Raw genomic sequence first — 18,199 nt, 5'->3', positions numbered from 1 at the left:
CGCACAATGAAAGAAACCTTTGTCCCAATGAAATGGGGGAGTAACCCTCACGTACAAACACTGCTACCCCGATTTGTTAGAAGAAAAGCCGTGTTTGAACCTGTTTGGCAACGCATTGATACGCCGGATAATGACTTCCTCGACATTTGTTGGACCGAAGATCCAGAGCAAGCCCATGGAAAACCCGTGGTGGTGCTGTTTCATGGCCTTGCCGGCTGTTTTTATAGCCCCTACGCCAACGGACTACTCAACGCCTTTAAACAACAAGGCTGGCTGGGCGTCATGATGCACTTTCGAGGTTGTAGTGGTTTGATAAACCGTCAAGCTCGCAGCTACCACTCAGGAGAAACAAGCGATGCCCGCTTGATGCTGGAATACATTCAACAGCGCTTTCCGGATGTGCCAAGACTGGCAACAGGCGTATCACTGGGTGGAAACATGTTAGTTCGGTATTTAGCCGAGTTTAATCACGACCCGTTGATAAAAGCTGGCTGTGTGATCAGCCCTCCCCTCGATTTAGGCGCCTGCTCGTCACGCATCCAACAGGGTTTTTCAAAGGTCTATCAGGCGTATTTGCTGCGCTCAATGAACCGAACGCTCACCAACAAACTTCAGAGACACCCTAAAATTGGTCACTGGACGTCGGGTCAAAAAGTGAAGATCTCCACCTTGTACCAATTTGACGAAACGGTGACAGCTCCGCTCAATGCATTTGATAGTGCGGAAGATTATTACCAACGATGCAGCGGTTTATCCGTGCTGCAAGACATTGCGACACCGCTAAAAGTGATCCATGCTAAAGATGACCCATTTATGACACAGGCAGTGATACCGACAGTCCCATTGCCCGAAAATATTGATTACCACTTAACGCAGTACGGTGGTCATGTTGGTTTTGTGTCAGGCACACTCAAAAAGCCAGAGTTTTGGCTTGAGAAAGAAGTGCCTCGTTGGTTAGCCCTGCACATAAAGTAATTTAACCAAGCAGGGCGAGAGAGGTGAACAATGACATTATCTCGCACTGCTTACTCCTTAATTGCGCTGCCTTTCACTCTGCAGCCCACTTACGCTGACGAATCAAAAGATGAGTTAACGAAAGCTCATTCTTCCCGACTAGGCCCGCTCATTGTACAAAGCCAAGCGCCTCTGCAAATCACGGGTTTGACGCCCTTGCTGCACGACCCCACAATCTTAAAAAATGGTGAAACCGATGTGTTCGCCTCAGCGGCTATTGCCAGTGTTTGGGCTAACACGCCAGAATATCAATTCGATTACTACCACAATCAATTCATGGTCGGCTTCTTACATGCCCCGAGTGATACCAATAAAATAGGAGTCTGGTATCAATATCGCTATGCGGCCAATAACCGTTTGGATGGCCTGACCGAGAAATTTCATAGCATGTTCGGCATAGACCAAAATGGGCGAACTGAGGTCGACGAAGACCGCTTTTTTATCGACTTTCCGAATGACAATTCTGCACCAAGGGAAGACTTTGTCGGTGACCCCTTGCTCAGCGCCATCAATCTCTATGGGGAGCACACCGTCTATCGTTCGGCACATCATGCCGTCAGTGTGGGAGCAACGCTGTTTTTTAATCGAGTGAGTCATGGCACGTTTGCCAACACCTCTTTTGAGCAAGCTTTGCAAATAAACTACGGCTATCAACGCAACAAACATCACGTCACCGCCTCTTTGGCAATCGTGTATCGCCCAGACAAGCCTCAGCACTTCGTAAGCGTGAAATCGACAAGCATGAGCGGCGGCATCAGTTACCAGTACCAATGGCGCAAAAATCACGAATTCATTGGCGAATACCTGCTCTCGCAGGCAAAAACAGACACGGAGAGTTTGGGGGAGTTGAACGCACCCGTTCATGAGTTTGCTCTGGGTTATCGCTACCTTTTTGATGCCAGTGCGCTAGAATTGGTGGCCTTGGAAAATATGTTTAATCACGATAACAGTACCGATATCGTGTTTACTGCCACATTCCGCCACCGTCTCATGTTGTAGGTATCGCGATGATCATCCCTTGGCAAGAAATCCCAGAAGAAACGCTTAGAAATTTAGTTGAACACTTCGTGCTACGTGAAGGCACGGACTACGGCGAGCAAGAAGCGAGCTTCGACGAAAAGGTCGAACAGGTCTATATCCTGCTCAAAAACAAAGAGGCAATGGTGGTCTATTCCGAGTTGCACGAAACCGTCGATATCAAACCTGCGCGATCACTCACCGCCTAACGTCTACTTGACCCAATCGCAACACCCTGTTAATTGTTTGACATCTTTTTAAAATTGACAGGGTTTGTCATGTCTGCAAAACATCCTATTATTGCAGTCACCGGTTCATCCGGCGCAGGAACCACCACTACATCTGATGCATTTCGGAAGATCTTCAACATGATGGACATTCGTGCCGCGTGGGTCGAAGGTGACAGTTTCCACCGTTTTACCCGTCCAGAAATGGACGTGGAAATCCGTAAAGCAAGAGATCAAGGCCGCCATATCAGTTACTTTGGCCCGCAGGCCAATGACTTCCCTAGGCTTGAATCTTTTTTCGACGAATACGGCAAACACGGCACTGGGCAATTTCGTCGGTATCTACATACTTTTGATGAAGCGGTTCCCTACAACCAAATGCCGGGCACCTTTACCGCATGGCAAGATTTGCCAGAAAACAATGACGTGATGTTTTACGAAGGACTTCATGGTGGCATTGTAGACGGTGACATCAACGTCGCACAGCACGTCGACCTGCTCATAGGCATGGTGCCCATTGTGAATTTAGAGTGGATTCAGAAATTCGTGCGCGATACGCGTGACCGCGGGCATTCGCGTGAAGCCGTCATGGACTCGATCGTGCGCTCCATGGATGATTATCTCAACTACATCACACCGCAGTTCAGCCGGACACACATTAACTTTCAGCGCGTCCCGACCGTGGATACTTCAAACCCGCTGAATGCCAAAGGCATACCGAGTCTTGATGAGAGTTTTGTCGTTATCCGCTTCCGCGGTATTAAAAAGGTGGACTTCCCCTACTTACTGGCCATGATTCAAGGCTCTTTCATGTCGAGGCACGATACGTTAGTCGTCCCCGGTGGGAAAATGAGCTTTGCGGTTGAATTGATTATTCAACCTCTTATTCAACAATTGATTGAAACAGGCAAGATTAGCTAAGCCAGAAAGAAAGAAAGAACGCTATCTGTCTGAAAGTCTTGGCAACAGCACAACCTAAGACCTTGCCAGCTCATCGCCTAAAGCACGAGATATGAAGGGCAATGCCCTCCATATCTTTGTTTTATCAACCGACAAACATGCAAATGCCCTATGTCTCTTCGCTACATTCAAACAGTGCAGCTAGGCGATATCTCGCACTTCATAGGAATGCGTCATTTCCATGCCCGCACCTAGCATCAAACACACAGAGCAATATTTTTCTAAACTGTCTTTCACCGCTCTGGCTACTAGTGAATCTTCCAATGCCGACCCTGTCACGACAAAGTGAAAGTGTATGCCCGTAAACAAACGAGGGGCTTGCTCTCTTCGTTCAGCCGTTAATACAGCTTCACAATGTGAGATGGCTTGATTGGCCGATTCTAAGGCCGCGACGACGTCAACCGAGCTGCATCCTCCCGCTCCCATCAATACCATTTCCATGGGGCTTGGTGCTTTTTCACCCCCATCACCATCCATGACAACGCTATGACCCGAATTTGATTGGCCTAGAAAAGTCTTATTTCCGCACCACTTGACGCTTGCTCGCATCTCTTTCCTCCATTTACTTTCAGTGTCGTGATCTTGTCCACGTTTTTAGCCTTTAATAGGGCACTAAGTCCATATCAAAATCAAGAAATCGTGCTGGAAAAAGGATAAACTCAATGACTCAAACAGAGAGCTTGTAGCCTGACGGTTGACACTTTATGCTATCCGACGGACTTGTGCCGCAGGACGGTGGGCTAAGGAAGACTCATCAGGCAACAACTGCAGAGGAAATGAGAGATATGGTTCCAGGAAAACCTCAAACAGACCCAACACTAGAGTGGTTCCTTTCACACTGCCACATTCATAAGTACCCTTCTAAAAGTACGCTGATCCATGCTGGTGAGAAAGCAGAAACGCTGTACTACATCGTGAAAGGTTCTGTGGCTGTACTGATCAAGGATGAAGAAGGCAAAGAGATGATCCTTTCTTACCTCAACCAGGGCGACTTCATTGGCGAACTGGGCCTATTCGAGGAAGATCAGGAGCGTACAGCTTGGGTTCGCGCTAAATCTCCATGCGAAGTCGCTGAAATCTCATTCAAGAAGTTCCGTCAGCTGATTCAAGTGAATCCAGACATTCTAATGCGCCTTTCTTCTCAAATGGCTCGTCGCCTACAAGTGACTAGCCAGAAAGTAGGTGACTTGGCATTCCTAGATGTGACAGGTCGTATCGCGCAAACATTGCTGAACTTGGCGAAACAACCAGATGCAATGACTCACCCAGACGGTATGCAAATTAAGATTACCCGTCAGGAAATCGGTCAAATCGTGGGTTGTTCACGTGAAACCGTTGGTCGTATTCTGAAAATGCTTGAAGAGCAGAACCTAATTTCTGCACACGGTAAAACTATCGTGGTATACGGCACTCGCTAAACCGTTTTGCTTTGAAGTGAAAGCCACCTCTTTAGGTGGCTTTTTTGTTTCCGCGTGTTTTTTGTTTCTGCGTGATAGCTGTCACACGAATTTCATCACAGAGTTCCCAATTTGGTGCTAAGTTTCAGTGCAAGGTGTGTATGAATATACGTGCACAACATGGACAAGCTGGAGTCCCGATATGGACATGGAACGTCATGCGTTTGGAAGCAACCCTCCCCCATCAACCATCGGACCGTGGGGGCAAGCAAGCACTGAATTGACAGGTTTTACTGGAATGTCTCACTACCAACTACAACGCATGCTTGGTGATGATGAGCAACGCTCTACGCCGCCCACTCATACGGAATGGCCATCCCATTCAACCGATCATCCATAGAAGCTGGGTATTGAAGCTCGGTCTTGTTACGTCATTTTTAAGCAGCGATAGTGACAGTCGCTAAGAATCTAGTGACCGTGACTCAGTGCACTCTCGCCACCTAGCAATGGTGATGACCTATTGGTCAGTGCTTTCAAAAATTTTATCGGCAGACGCCTCGACAAAACCTTGATACAGAGAACCATCAGGCAAAGGATAACGCTTCGCGAATTCATAAAACCCTCCTGAAACCTGCCTCTCACCATCACTAAATTTCACTGTCACCTTGTCAGCCATGGTGGCTGATTGCTCCAAGCGCACTTCAGAGTCGCCTTTTACTTCACCACCAGATTCATTAATAGCAAAGCCTGACTGACGCAGCACTTGGTTGACATCCGCCACTTCGTCGAGTGAACTCAACTGGTTCACACTTACCGTAAAATGGTTGGCACCAAAGCCATGTGCGGATAACCAACCTGCATACTCGCTTTCACCAGAAAGTAATTCATAGGTTGCCGTATCAATATCCCATAGGCGTCCACCGTACAAAAACGCAGGATCGTTAAGTGCTGCGTCATCGACTTGTTCGACCAAGGCTCGAACGGCTTGTTGCAATTCGAAAGAGCACTGCCCAACCAAGAGCTCACTAATAAACACCTTAGGGGCCTCAGGATTAGGATGTTCAAAATGGCGCGCGAACAGCTTTTTAGCCTTAAAATGGTACTCCCCTTTAGGGACATAACCGATAGCGATAAACGGCGCAGCCAAGCGATCAAGTCCTACCTTGGGAAGCGCAAACGTGCGTAGCGCGATATGATCGTTGAGAAGAGGTGTTCCTTCCTCCAACAACCCATGTACTTTCGCTGCCGACGGGCACAACCGTTGCGTGTAGTCTTTCCACAGTCCATCAAATAAAGCCTGTACGCGTTCCATCACATCCTCCTACATTGCGTGTTCTTGTTTGACCTTCGTCGCTACAGCGACAGTCCTGGGCTCAGTTGTGCGGGCATAGAAACATCATCGCCTTCCATTGATGCCATCGGATACGCACAGTAATCCGCTGCATAGTAAGCACTCGGACGTAAATTTCCTGAAGCGCCTGGCCCGCCAAATGGTGCATCGCCACTGGCACCCGTCAATTGGCGGTTTCGATTTACGATACCGGCGCGAATATGATCTAAGAAATATTCCCATTCGCTATCGTCGGTAGAGATGAGTCCCGCAGACAGTCCGTAACGCGTGTCATTGGCCAACATGACGGCTTGCTCAAGCGATTCATAACGCACCACTTGAAGCAGTGGGCCGAAGTATTCTTCATCAGGCAATTGTGCAATCGCCGTGGCTTCTATGATGCCTGGCGATACCACGGCATCATGCAGTAGTTCCGCCTTCAGCAGCGGCACACCGCCAAGTGACTCTAGGTTAGCCTGCGCCGCAAGAATGCCCTCAGCGGCGCGTACAGAGATTTGTGCGCCCATGAAAGATGCAGGCTCGTCAAACTGACCGCCAACTTTGATGTTCTTGGTCATCTCAACAAGGCGCAACAACAGCGCGTCTCCTCGTTCTCCGGTGGGCACATACAGGCGACGTGCACATGTACAGCGCTGTCCTGCACTGATAAAAGCCGATTGAATAATGGTGTATGCCGTCGCATCCAGTTCGCCATAATGCTCGGAAATCACCATTGGGTTATTGCCGCCCATTTCTAATGCCAGCATCTTACCGGGCTCACCTGCAAATTGACGGTGAAGAATATGGCCAGTATTCGCGCTTCCGGTAAAGAGTAAGCCATCAATGCCTTTTGATTGCGCCAAAGCTTCACCGGTTTCACGACCACCCTGTACCATATTGATCACACCTGCTGGTAAGCCTGCGTCAATCCACAGCTTCATGGTTTCTTCGGCGGTTTTAGGTGTCAGATCAGACGGTTTAAAGACGACGGTGTTACCCGCTAACAGCGCAGGGACAATATGTCCGTTTGGCAAATGCCCTGGGAAATTATATGGCCCGAATACCGCCATCACACCCAGCGGACGATGACGCAATACTGCCTGCGTTCCCGCCACATCTTTGCTGCGTTCACCCGTACGTTCTTGATACGCTCGCAGTGAAAGCGCAATTTTACCCACCATGGCAGCGGCTTCAGTGCGCGTTTCCCAAAGCGGTTTACCTGTCTCTTCCGCAATCACTTGCGCAATGTGCTCGCTGTTCGCTTTGATTGCATCAGCAAATCGTTCGACCAGAGCCTGACGCTCCGCCAACGACGTATGCTTCCACGTCATAAAGGCATTTCGCGCCGCGCTCACAGCAGATCCAACCTGATCAGGCGTAGCTGCTCGTCCTTGCCAAATCGATTCGCTATTAAACGGGTTTAGCGATTCAAACGTGTCACCTTTGCCTTCGACTGGCTGGTTATCAATCCATTGTGTCATTATTTACTCCTACACAGACACGAGTCGCACCATGTCACCGTTACTCACGTTGAGCGCGTCGGCAACGGCTTGACTGATCAATGCTTCATTTCGTTCTTCGTCAACGCCAATCTTGGCCGATGTGGCACGGAAGTTTTGGAAGTCGCTGTTACAAATCAGGTAATCCTGCGCACTGCTGTGCTCCGCTACTTTGACCCTTGCGGTAAACGAGCGACGAATTGAATCAATATTCTGAAGCAAGCACTCCACGGTAGGACCCGCGTCGAAAATGTCGACGTAGCCACGGCAGGTAAAACCTTCTTTTTCAAGCAAACGTAACGCTGGGCGCGTTTTCTCATGCACTTGCCCAATCACCTCACGCGCTTCATCACTGAGCAAATTCACGTAAATCGGAAGCTTAGGCATCAAATCCGCAATAAAGCCTTTTTGGCCAATACCTGTTAAGTAATCTGCGAGGGTAAAGTCAATCGAGAAAAAGTGTTCTTTGAGCCATTTCCAGAACGGCGAGTTTCCGTCCTCATCAGACACGCCACGCATCTCAGCGAAAATAATGTCCGAGAACTTTTCAGGAAACTGCGCCAGCATCAAGAATCGACATTTAGACAGCAATTTACCATTGAGCCCACCACGAAATTCAGGTCGCAAAAACAGGGTGCAGATTTCGGTCGCACCTGTGTAATTGTTTCCGAATGTCAGCACTTCAACCACGTTATGCACGTTGAGTCGGCGAGAGTGATGCACCACTTTGCTGATGTGATAACTATAAAAAGGATTATCCAGCCCGATGGCAGCTTCTATGCCCGTCGTCCCAGCAATTTCACCGGTTTCCGTATCTTCCGCTACCATGAGATAGCCTTCAGTGCCCGGTGCTTGTGCGTTACGGGAGAAACTATCAACCGAGTGATCGATACGGCCTTGGATCAATTCATCATTGACCGGCAGTGACGTAAAACCGTGTCCCGATTCTTCGGCACACAGCATCAACGCATCAAAATCTGATTCCCTGATGGGACGAATTACCAGCATCTTACTTCCTCCTGATGCAGTGGATGGTCAAAACCACGCAGCAATTAAGCCGCTGTCAGTTTTGCCAGTGCACGATCCAAGCGCGCCATACCTTCTTCGAATTCTTCTTTCGTGATAACCAGTGATGGCGTCATACGCACTACGTTGGTTCCAGCCACCAGCAGAAGTAAGCCTTCATCGCCTGCTGCTAGCAAAACGTCACGTGCGCGTCCCTGCCATTTTTCATTCAATGCAGCACCCACCAAAAGGCCTTTGCCACGAATTTCGCTAAACATATTGTATTTGTCATTCAGTGCTTTGAGGCCATCACGGAACCAGCCTTCACGCTCTTGCACACCAGCCAGTACTTCTGGCTTGCTGACTTCTTCAACCACAGCCTCAGCCACGGCACATGCCAATGGGTTGCCGCCATAGGTTGAGCCATGCGTGCCAACTTTCATGTGTGCCGCAAGTGCTTCAGTCGTCAACATGGCACCAATTGGGAAACCACCGCCAAGAGATTTAGCGGTACTCAGAATGTCTGGAACGACACCTGTTGGCTCATACGCATAGAATGTGCCGGTACGGCCGTTACCGGTTTGGACTTCATCGAAAATCAGCAATGCATTATGCTTATCACACAACTCTCGTACGCCTTGCAAAAATGCAGCGTCCGCAGACACAATGCCACCTTCACCTTGAAGTGGCTCCATCATAATGGCACAGGTTTTGTCCGACATTGCCGAAGCGAGTGCGTCAAGATCGTTGTAAGGAAGATGGGTAACATTGCCCGGTTTCGGGCCAAAGCCATCCGAGTAAGCAGCCTGCCCACCGACCGTCACCGTAAAGAACGTACGACCATGGAAACCTTGTGCGAAGGCAATGATTTCGCTCTTCTCTGGGCCGTGAACGTCAACTGCCCAACGACGTGCGAGTTTTAGTGCCGCTTCGTTGGCTTCAGCCCCTGAGTTAGCAAAAAACACACGCTCAGCAAAGCTCACTTCTGTTAGTTTCTTCGCCAAACGCAGAGCGGGGGCGTTGGTCATCACATTGCTCAGATGCCACAGCTTGTCGGCTTGCTCTTTCAGCGCATTCACCATCACTGGGTGACAATGGCCAAGACAGCTCACTGCTATCCCACCCGCGAAATCAATATACTCACGATCGTCTTGATCCCAGATACGAGAACCTTGGCCTCTATCAGGGATCATTGTCATAGGTGCATAACATGGCACCATTACTTCATCGAACAATTTACGTTCTACTTTATGTCCGGCTGTCATCGCTCATATCCTTCTGTCGATTCTGCTATAAGCATAGTATTTACATTTCATTAACCATATCAATAGCAGAAAATATCAAACCCTTAGGGTGTAAAGATGGGGAAATTCATCACAATGTCATAGTTATGCGCAATTGCGCCGAAATGATTAACACCACGACAGGTAAGAGTGTCTTTCCTCATGGGAAACAAAGAGACAGAGAGAGTATCGGAGTGAATAAGGTTTCACTGTTAACAGGCCGAAAACAGTGGGATTAAAATGTAAAATTGGTGATACAGATCGTCTTCACCCCACACGTCAGTGGCGATGAACGGGAAGAGTTAGTCGCAAGATGAGGAAAGAAAGTTCGCCAGTAACTGATGGCCTTGCTCGGTCAAAATACTTTCTGGGTGGAATTGAACGCCTTCCAATGCGAGCGTTTTATGGCGAATCCCCATGATTTCATCAAACTCATCATCACGCTGTGTCCAAGCGGTGATCTCAAAACAATCAGGGAGGGATGCCGTCTCAACCACAAGTGAATGGTAGCGAGTCACCGTGAGCGGATTGTTCAACCCTTCAAACACGCCGAGATGATTATGCATGACGGGACTGGTTTTACCGTGCATCACTTGCCTTGCGCGTATGACCTTAGCGCCAAATACTTGTGCCATGGCTTGATGCCCGAGACACACGCCGAGTATTGGCAGTTTTCCCGAGAAGTATTCGATAGCATTGAGAGAGATACCTGCGTCATCAGGGGTGCATGGCCCAGGAGAAATGACAAGATGACTCGGTGCCATTGCATCGATATCAGCAAGTGTGATCGCGTCGTTGCGATGCACTTCTACCTCGACACCCAATTGACAAAAATACTGATACAGGTTGTAAGTAAAAGAGTCGTAATTATCAATGATTAACAGCACAGTTGATCCCGCCAAAGCCTTTCCGCACTTCGTCAGCGGAACTGGGCGCAAATGCTACCACAGGCATCTGCGCACTGCATCAGCTGCAACGCTAGAACTCATTGATAGGAAGAATAGGCGTTGGCCATGGCGTAGAAAGCCAAAGTGCATAATGTTTAATGAGCATATCACTCTGCGTGTCGAGTATATGGATAAGTCTAGGGTCCACCAAGGTGCCCGCCTGCTGCGAAATAGCCTGAAGCGCTCCAAGCACTCGCTGCTCAACGCTGCCTTCCTGCCGTTCGATTTCTGCATCCAACAACTCAGCAGCACTGACAACACGGCACTCTTCGGGGATTTTCTCCCCTTCAATTTCAGGAAAACCGGCACCGTCCCAACGTGTGTTTTTATAAGTCAGTAGCGTAACCGACAAACACGCAAACCCTTTGGTGGCCTCAGAAAGAAGTAACATGCTTCGGCTTTCTGCAGATGTGTTATTGCCCCCATCATCCCAAAGCTCACCAATGGCACATAACGGATACGCCAATGAAATGTCTTCCGCTTTTGATTTCGTGAGGCCATATTGCAAGGCTAACCACTCGCACAATTGCGCTATTCGAGGCGCCGAAATCTCCACTAAGTTATTATGAAGCGCTGCCACAGCGGCAATTTGATTCATGACCAATTGGTAGTTTTCGCGCATGTTTTTCGCTCGGGATTCCCCGAGCAAATTCGCGACACGACTTCTGACCAATTCAGGGGAAACGGGTTTAATCAAAAAATCAGCAGCTCCACTTTTAAGCCCTTCCACCTCGCTCTGATATTCATCCAGTGCCGAAACTATCACCACAGGAATATGGCAAACCGTCCGTTCACTTTTTAGCTGGCGACACACTTCATAGCCGTTCATACCCGGCATCATAATATCGAGCAAGATTAAATCGGGCTTTTGTTGCATCGTGAGTTCTATCGCTCGCTCTCCACTTTTGGCAAAAATGAGCGTGTATTGGTCTTGCAATATTGTTCTCATGACGTGCAGGTTGCTGGGTTCATCATCAACAACAAGAATTTTATATGCCATAACTTTGGACTCCATTACGCTGCGAGTTTGGCATCTTATCCATCATGGTTAAGATCAAACTGTATGCCTCATCAAGTTCAAAACTTTCTATCGACGCGACAAACTTTGAAAGTAGTGAAGGCGCGACAAAGCTGGCCATCGTGGGGACGAGCTCTTTATATAACGTGTCGTCAAATTGACCTTCTGACAACTTACTAATAAACACTTCGGTTTTACGAGCAAACGCTTCTTGCGATAGTTTGACTAACGCTAGGTCGCTGTCTAATTCATCAGAACGTATTCCAAGATAGGCCAGAGCCATGTCAAATGTGTTAGTCATGCAGGCCTCCAGCCCATCGAGTTTGGATTCAGCTTTTGCAATGTCTCCACCCTCAATGTAAGAAAGCAATCGTGTCATGTCTTGTTCAAGCCGCTGAAAACCTATGTGATGAGCACCATCAATGGCTTCAGAGAGCAATCGTTCTACTGCTTCGGGTTGCTCGCTTAAAATCTCTCTCACATGAAGCGAAAGACCAAAATAGTTAGTCCGGTATTCTGCTACGACACCTAACAAAATCTCTGACGTTGGCCAGTGCTGGAATGCCCATGCATCATTGAAGTATTCCCTCTCTTTTTCCTGATGTGCCAAGTTGATAGTTGTGACATTTTCATCGGCACAACCACAGCACTGCTTCAATACTTCGAGTACGGCATCACTGAAAAATGGTTTTTCAACCACACCATCAAAACCATTCTTGGCCCATTCTTCATCAGGTGTTGGATCAACGGACAGTTTCATCGCAATGACCCTCAGCGAATCTGACCCACTTTGCTCAGACCATTGGCGCAACGTTTCAGGAGAGGGATAACGTTGCTCATCCAAATACGCATCGAATAAGACAACATCCACCTGCTGCGTTTTAATCACGTCTTCTGCCGCCTCAATGTCCGTGAAGGTCAACACTTTCACACCTTGGCGCAACAGCATGTCTCTCAATTCTTGTTGGTTTCGTTGCACATCATCAATCACTAACACTTCTAATGGTGGCAGTGCGTAGCGAACAGTTTCACCGCTAAGCTGAGCGCTGTGTTGAGCCAAAATGATCGGTAAGTCGGCATACACCACAGAACCATGTATGGATTCGCCATCAAACCATAAACTGCCATTCATCAGCTCAATAAGCTGTGTCACTAAAGTGGCAGATAAGGTTTGGCCTGATTTTTCCGCATCTGCAGTCAACGCTTTATCGTTTTCAAAGGAGTAACTCGCCACCGCAAAACGCACCATATCGCCTGTCGGGAGGACGTGAAGCGCGACGTTACCTTTGTCGGTTTTCGTTAACGCACTTCGCATCATGTTTTGGAGTAACTGCTTAATGCGGCGAGAATCACCCACGTAATGCTCTCTGAGATGGTGGCTGTAATGAAGAGACACCTGCAACTCTCGGGCTTGTACCGTTTCTCTAGCAATAAACTCTATTTGACGGCAAAGCTGAACTAACGAGAAATCATTGATGTCGAGCGGCAAAGATTGGCTTTCTAGTTTCGAGGTATCAAGAATGTCATTGATGAGCTTCAATAAGCTGTTACCCGATTCTCGGATGACTTCCAAATGATGACGATGAATGGGATTATTTTGTTCGTCGATCAACACTTCCGTTAACCCCAATATCGAGTTCATTGGAGAACGAAACTCATAACTCATGTTTGCCAGAAATGAAGCTTTCGACTGTGATGCCTTATCTGCTAAGCGTATTTTCTCTTCGATCTCTTTTTCTTCTTCTCGCTTGTCGGTAATGTCGACAATGATGCCGTCAATCCACGCACTGCCATCCTCGGCACGATAACTATGACCAATTTCCCAAAACCATTTTTCCTCGTCGTCTCGGCTCATGAACCGATACTCACAGTCATATTTTCCGTTCCGCCTTGATGCGACTTCCCTCGTTTTACGATAATTCGCAGTATCTTCAACGTGAATCCTATCAACAAAGTGAGAAACGCCATTCTCACCAGTCAGTATGGATGCGCTATACCCCGTCATCGACTTCGCGGCTTCGCTGATATACACCATATGACGCGTCGCACCAGTCATTTCTCGAAAGGCCATACACGGGAGATTGGCCACTAAGGATCGGTATTGTTTTGCATTCTCTCTCAACGCCCACGCAAGGTGTCGCTGCTCTGAGATGTCAGAGATAATGCCAACAAAACAATGTTCATCGCCTTTCTGCTGGTATCCAATGGCCAGCCTCACTGGAAACACAGAACCATCTTTGTGCTTTGCCATCACCTCACGGACACTATTCACGACCCCTGACTCTCGATTATCAAGAAAATTATGAATGTACATGTCGTGTCGATGCTGATGCTCATCAGTAACCAAGATACGGATGTTTTTACCCACAGCATCTGATGCATACCAGCCAAACACTTTTTCTGCTGCAGGGTTAAAGAAGGTAATCTTGCCTTTGCTATCGATAGAAATAACCGCTTCGGTTGCTGTCTCTAGAATTGAATCTAGCTTTTCCTCTCTCTGCCCGAGTCGAATCGCTTGCGCTTTTACACTGAAGTAAGCATTCGCTAACAGACTAAACAACAATACAAAGCTGACAATAAATGTCAGGATCATCAAAACATCCCGCACCTCATAGGGACGCAAGTCAATGCGGTTGGGCTGCGAAGACAGTGAAATCGCTTCGCACGAGAGTATTGCGCATAGGAGCAACGCCAGCGCAAAACACAAACCACTGGTTAACGCCCCAGAGATATCCCGTTCCTGCGTCACGCTCCTGTGTTTGGAAAAACGTGACCACAATGCAAACGTGATTAACGCTCCCCCTGCCGCCGAAGCCATGGTGAAAACCGCCATATCAAAATGTGCAATCGCGACACCATTAATACCGGCATACACCAAGATATTTTGCACAACCATTGACACAGATAGCATCCCAGCGGCCATGAATATTTTAATCGGTGGGTTCGATTGATAAGCAATCAGCCTCAAAGCAACCAAATTAAAGTAGAAAGTGATAACCGTTGGCATGGCAAACATGGCAGGCAAAAAGCCTTCATTTTGAAACGATGACACCGATAGCACGGTCCCAATGGGCATCAGTGCCATGCCTACAGTCAACGCAACCGCATTCACTAGAATCGGGGAAAATTGAAACAGAGAGGATCTTTTTTCCTGCAAAGGCCTATGCAAGAAAGCAAACGTCACCGTCGCGAACGTTGCCACCGATGCTGTCAGCAATACCCACGGCCCTGTGAAGCTGTGTGGCAAAGGCTGAAACGTCACGGAAGGCAGGAAAAATAATGACAATGATTCAATAATTGACATGCATGCTACCGATTTAACTCAAAGTGATACGAAGGGATCTTGCTCATTAAAGAGATTTTCACCTCTTTAATGAGACACCTATAAGCGTAGTCAAGAATCGGCAAGCGTCGTCAAGAATTGGCGTGCAACCCTTTAAAAGATGGATGAAAAAAAGGCTCCCGAAGGAGCCTATTGTTTGGCAAAGATGCTGTTACTTAATATTGCAGCTAAAGCGACGGAACACCGCCTTGGTTTTCTCGTCAAGCGTGGCTTGGCCACATGGGATATCAATGAATCCCCACAGGCGCATGCCTAGCGAGACTGAATCACCAAAGCCAATCCCTTGATCAGCGAGGAATTGACTGTCTTGGTTGTACTTACGATTACTTTTCCAACGTAACCAAGGGCGTGATGAATCCACTTGTCCATTGATCGTAGGTTGCACCCAGAAAAAGCTCTTGTTCTTAAATCTCAGAGTGAACTTCTGCGGTGCTACTGCATACTGCAGGCTAATCACAACGGGGTCGTGGTCGGACGAAGAATAGGCGTTATCTGATTTAACCAGATCGCCGGTGAAGCGTCCGGAGTACTCAAATAATGAACTCTCTACCGAGTTAATGTGCCAATCTTCAACCCCTGTGACTTTCTCCACCACACTGGCATTACCAACAGCATGATCTAAGCTGCCCAGTTCACCATCAAAGGTGTAAGAGAACGCATCATCACCAAGCGCATACGTTGCCAAATTCACGTAGCCAAAGCCATCTCCAACTTCTCGCGCAACGTCGTCGAGCGTGACGCCAGCAATGGATGTCCCCGCAGCGGTTACAATCTTGCGTTCGGCACTCGCTGAATCGTAGTCAGTAAAGACACGCATCGGATCTTCTCGCCCGTAGGCATTAAAATCACCCAATGCAATCACATCACCTTGAATGTCGCTGAGCGCATTGCCCAGCGTTTCTGCCGCAGAAACACGGAATTCATTACAGCGACCTTGAAGATCGGCAGGGTCGTCACTGAACTCACCCGCAATCCAGTCTTCATAGCAACCTGAGCCTTTCGATTTGAAATGGCTCACCGCCACTGAAAGTGTTTCACCTTCAACCACATTGAACGTTTGTAGCAAGCTATCACGTTGGAACTTGTCTAATTGACGCGTTTCACCATCAGGATTTTCACCCGAAATATGCTGTTCAGGCATACGTACAACCACTGCATCACCCGATGGAGACACAACTGCATCACGGTAAATCACGGCAACTTGAATGGCATCCCCTCCTAGGAATGCTCCTTCAGTCAGATCGGAAGCAGCAGGAGTAATATACGAATAATGCTCCGCTTCATCGGCAAAGCGACTGTTTAATTCCGCCACCAAATTAGCCAATGCGCCCGTATCCGCAAATCCGTTATTTTCGATTTCCATCAAGCCAACAATATCTGCATCCATTGCGGTCAGTGCATTCACGATTTTGGCTTGTTGTAACGCAAATTCCGCCGCGTCTTTCGTGCCACGGTTACAACCACGAGATGCATCCGCATCTGCTTGGTCATCACACGTCACATTCAGAGCACCACCAATCGCACTGGCGCTGGTGAAATAGTTCAGTACGTTAAAGCTAGCGACTTTCAGGTTGGTGTTATCAAATGTTTGTGGTGCAGCCGTTCTGTCTTGCTCTCGCACAAAGTCTCCTGCAGTGAGCTCATTCGTTACCACCAGACGGTAATCACTAAAGCTATAGCCCAACACACCTTCCAGATTAGTGACCGTATCTCCGACCCGGATATAACCTTGCTCGGCATCTAGTCCAGGGAAGTAAGGGACAACGCCATCTGGCGCTTTTTCATCTGACTCTATAAACAGTTGGTTGGCATCGTTCGCCGCCGCCAAATCTGCTGCTTCTTGTGAGCCAGCAATATGAAGCTGCGTTGGCTTGAATAATGGTGCTTCATGGGACAACACCATATTGTTTCTGAACGCATCAAAGTCAAAGCCGAAGTTACGTGTCACTACCATCTCGCTGGTTTGCGTCAAACGTACCTTCATCCCTTCATGACGCTCCAGTGCATCATCAAGAGACTCGCCCTCGCTGACCGCAAGTTCGGTCGCTGCCAATTCGCCAACTGTCTCGATGACTTCCCACTTATCGCCTGATGCATCAAGCTCGGTGAGATTGAAGAATTCTTTAACTTTGCCTCCAGCACATACCTGCATTCCGGGCTCGATGTCGGTTGGCGCTTGGCCTGTAAACACAAATAAACCATCAGACGTGGCTGAATCTCCGTCACCATTGGCATCTTGAATCCAAAAGCCCTTGTACAAGCTCGTCGTGACCGCAGTAACGACACCGGACACAAAGTAGCTATCTTCACTTTCAAAGCTGCCATCAGGCACTAGAGGACTGCGCGCACCACTGCCTTGTACCGCATAGGTTGGCGTCAAGGTCTCGTCATCACATGTGAAGGTATTTCCTCCCCCACCTCCGCCGCCATCACAAGCATCAAGGCCGCTGCACCCCAATCCATCAAAGGTATCTTGTGCGTATGATTGCCATTCAATCGACGAATCAAACGCCGTCGTGATATCGGTGCGACCAGTGCTGCCATCTTGACGGCGCAGCGTCGTATTCACCGCATAGTTCGAACCCAGTGCGAGTTCGCCTAAGCTATCAATAATGTTATCGCCATCATCGACCAAAGCCACAACATCATTGCCGTTAAATCCTAAGGAACCCGTAGTGATCTGACTGACATCTGTAATATCTGCAGAAGCGCTACTGTGTCCAACAACGAAGCTGTCACCCGCCGCCAATGAACCCGATAACGCAATGGTCGACGAGAAAGTGGTGTTACTGTTGAACGCGAGTTTAAGCGACCAGTTATCAAGGTTTACCGCAGAGGCACCGAGGTTGGAAATTTCAATTGCCTTATTATTTGATGAACCTTCGACATACTCGGTTATCAATACGTCTGCGCTGGCAGGCAAAGCCACACTTAATGCGAGAGCTAGGGAGCTCCATGTTGAGATCTTCATTTGCTGTCCTTTTTTGCGTGCGAAGTCATAAACACAACAAATGATTTAACAGCCTGAGATTTCATTTGCGTGATGAAAACCGCAGATCGCCGAAAGAAGGAAGGGCGTTTGTTCGGGAAATTGGATATTGATGCAAGCTTCAACACAAAACGAAATCGTTAAGTTCGTCGCAAGTTAAGGGATATTGG

General features: G+C 48.2%; 15 protein-coding genes. 6 read left to right on the top strand and 9 right to left on the bottom strand.

All coding sequences use genetic code 11. From position 1 onward, the window contains the following. Window positions 1-6: 6 nt before the first annotated feature. From L4D06_RS15335 to L4D06_RS15320, 4 genes are all read left to right on the top strand, one after another. Window positions 7-975 carry a hydrolase gene (locus L4D06_RS15335; protein ID WP_429740344.1) on the top strand — a complete coding sequence of 323 codons (969 nt, stop codon included), beginning with the start codon at window positions 7-9 and terminating at the stop codon, window positions 973-975. A gap of 30 nt (window positions 976-1,005) precedes the next feature. Continuing rightward, window positions 1,006-2,013: a DUF3187 family protein gene (locus L4D06_RS15330; protein WP_429740333.1), complete on the top strand. Its 1,008-nt coding sequence runs from the start codon at window positions 1,006-1,008 to the stop codon at window positions 2,011-2,013. A gap of 8 nt (window positions 2,014-2,021) precedes the next feature. Continuing rightward, window positions 2,022-2,240 (top strand): YheU family protein, encoded by a 219-nt coding sequence (locus L4D06_RS15325; protein ID WP_274166671.1) that lies wholly within the window; start codon window positions 2,022-2,024, stop codon window positions 2,238-2,240. Between the two features lie 69 nt (window positions 2,241-2,309). After that, window positions 2,310-3,179 carry a phosphoribulokinase gene (locus tag L4D06_RS15320; protein ID WP_274166672.1) on the top strand — a complete coding sequence of 290 codons (870 nt, stop codon included), beginning with the start codon at window positions 2,310-2,312 and terminating at the stop codon, window positions 3,177-3,179. 180 nt (window positions 3,180-3,359) lie between these two features. Here L4D06_RS15320 and L4D06_RS15315 read toward each other — a convergent pair whose 3' ends face one another. Beyond that, the gene (locus L4D06_RS15315) at window positions 3,360-3,767 is read right to left on the bottom strand and encodes an OsmC family protein (protein WP_274166673.1); all 408 of its coding nucleotides are present in this window, start codon (window positions 3,765-3,767) and stop codon (window positions 3,360-3,362) included. A gap of 236 nt (window positions 3,768-4,003) precedes the next feature. Here L4D06_RS15315 and crp point away from each other — a divergent pair, with 236 nt between their 5' ends. Next, window positions 4,004-4,636, top strand: a complete 633-nt coding sequence (gene crp, locus L4D06_RS15310) for a cAMP-activated global transcriptional regulator CRP (RefSeq protein WP_002535199.1) — start codon at window positions 4,004-4,006, stop codon at window positions 4,634-4,636. Window positions 4,637-4,817: 181 nt separating this feature from the next. Then, the gene (locus L4D06_RS15305; protein ID WP_429740332.1) at window positions 4,818-5,015 is read left to right on the top strand and encodes a hypothetical protein; all 198 of its coding nucleotides are present in this window, start codon (window positions 4,818-4,820) and stop codon (window positions 5,013-5,015) included. A 117-nt stretch (window positions 5,016-5,132) separates the two neighbouring features. Here L4D06_RS15305 and L4D06_RS15300 read toward each other — a convergent pair whose 3' ends face one another. The 8 genes from L4D06_RS15300 to L4D06_RS15265 all read right to left on the bottom strand — a co-directional run bounded on the left by L4D06_RS15300 (window position 5,133) and on the right by L4D06_RS15265 (window position 18,011). Continuing rightward, window positions 5,133-5,927, bottom strand: a complete 795-nt coding sequence (locus L4D06_RS15300) for a DUF1338 domain-containing protein (protein ID WP_429740331.1) — start codon at window positions 5,925-5,927, stop codon at window positions 5,133-5,135. Window positions 5,928-5,968: 41 nt separating this feature from the next. After that, entirely contained in the window at window positions 5,969-7,426 is a 1,458-nt protein-coding gene (gene astD, locus L4D06_RS15295; RefSeq protein WP_429740330.1) for a succinylglutamate-semialdehyde dehydrogenase, read from the bottom strand. Window positions 7,427-7,435: 9 nt separating this feature from the next. Further along, the gene (gene astA, locus L4D06_RS15290) at window positions 7,436-8,452 is read right to left on the bottom strand and encodes an arginine N-succinyltransferase (RefSeq protein WP_274166677.1); all 1,017 of its coding nucleotides are present in this window, start codon (window positions 8,450-8,452) and stop codon (window positions 7,436-7,438) included. Window positions 8,453-8,496: 44 nt separating this feature from the next. Next, window positions 8,497-9,714 carry an aspartate aminotransferase family protein gene (locus L4D06_RS15285; RefSeq protein ID WP_274166678.1) on the bottom strand — a complete coding sequence of 406 codons (1,218 nt, stop codon included), beginning with the start codon at window positions 9,712-9,714 and terminating at the stop codon, window positions 8,497-8,499. 320 nt (window positions 9,715-10,034) lie between these two features. Then, window positions 10,035-10,619, bottom strand: coding sequence for an aminodeoxychorismate/anthranilate synthase component II (locus tag L4D06_RS15280; protein WP_429740343.1), 585 nt, complete (start codon window positions 10,617-10,619; stop codon window positions 10,035-10,037). A gap of 91 nt (window positions 10,620-10,710) precedes the next feature. Continuing rightward, window positions 10,711-11,679: a response regulator gene (locus L4D06_RS15275; RefSeq protein ID WP_274166680.1), complete on the bottom strand. Its 969-nt coding sequence runs from the start codon at window positions 11,677-11,679 to the stop codon at window positions 10,711-10,713. Further along, complete coding sequence (locus tag L4D06_RS15270; protein ID WP_429740329.1) at window positions 11,669-15,001, bottom strand: PAS domain S-box protein; 3,333 nt, start codon at window positions 14,999-15,001, stop codon at window positions 11,669-11,671. The genes L4D06_RS15275 and L4D06_RS15270 overlap by 11 nt, the downstream gene beginning before the upstream one ends. Window positions 15,002-15,191: 190 nt before the next feature. Beyond that, window positions 15,192-18,011, bottom strand: coding sequence for an ExeM/NucH family extracellular endonuclease (locus L4D06_RS15265; RefSeq protein WP_429740328.1), 2,820 nt, complete (start codon window positions 18,009-18,011; stop codon window positions 15,192-15,194). Between the last annotated feature and the right edge of the window lie 188 nt (window positions 18,012-18,199).

It is taken from the genome of Enterovibrio makurazakiensis (genome assembly GCF_050336585.1).
In the GTDB taxonomy this organism is placed as follows: Bacteria; Pseudomonadota; Gammaproteobacteria; order Enterobacterales; family Vibrionaceae; genus Enterovibrio; species Enterovibrio gelatinilyticus.
The sequence above is the reverse complement of the archived record's forward strand: the minus strand, read 5'-3'. Positions and strand labels throughout refer to the sequence as shown.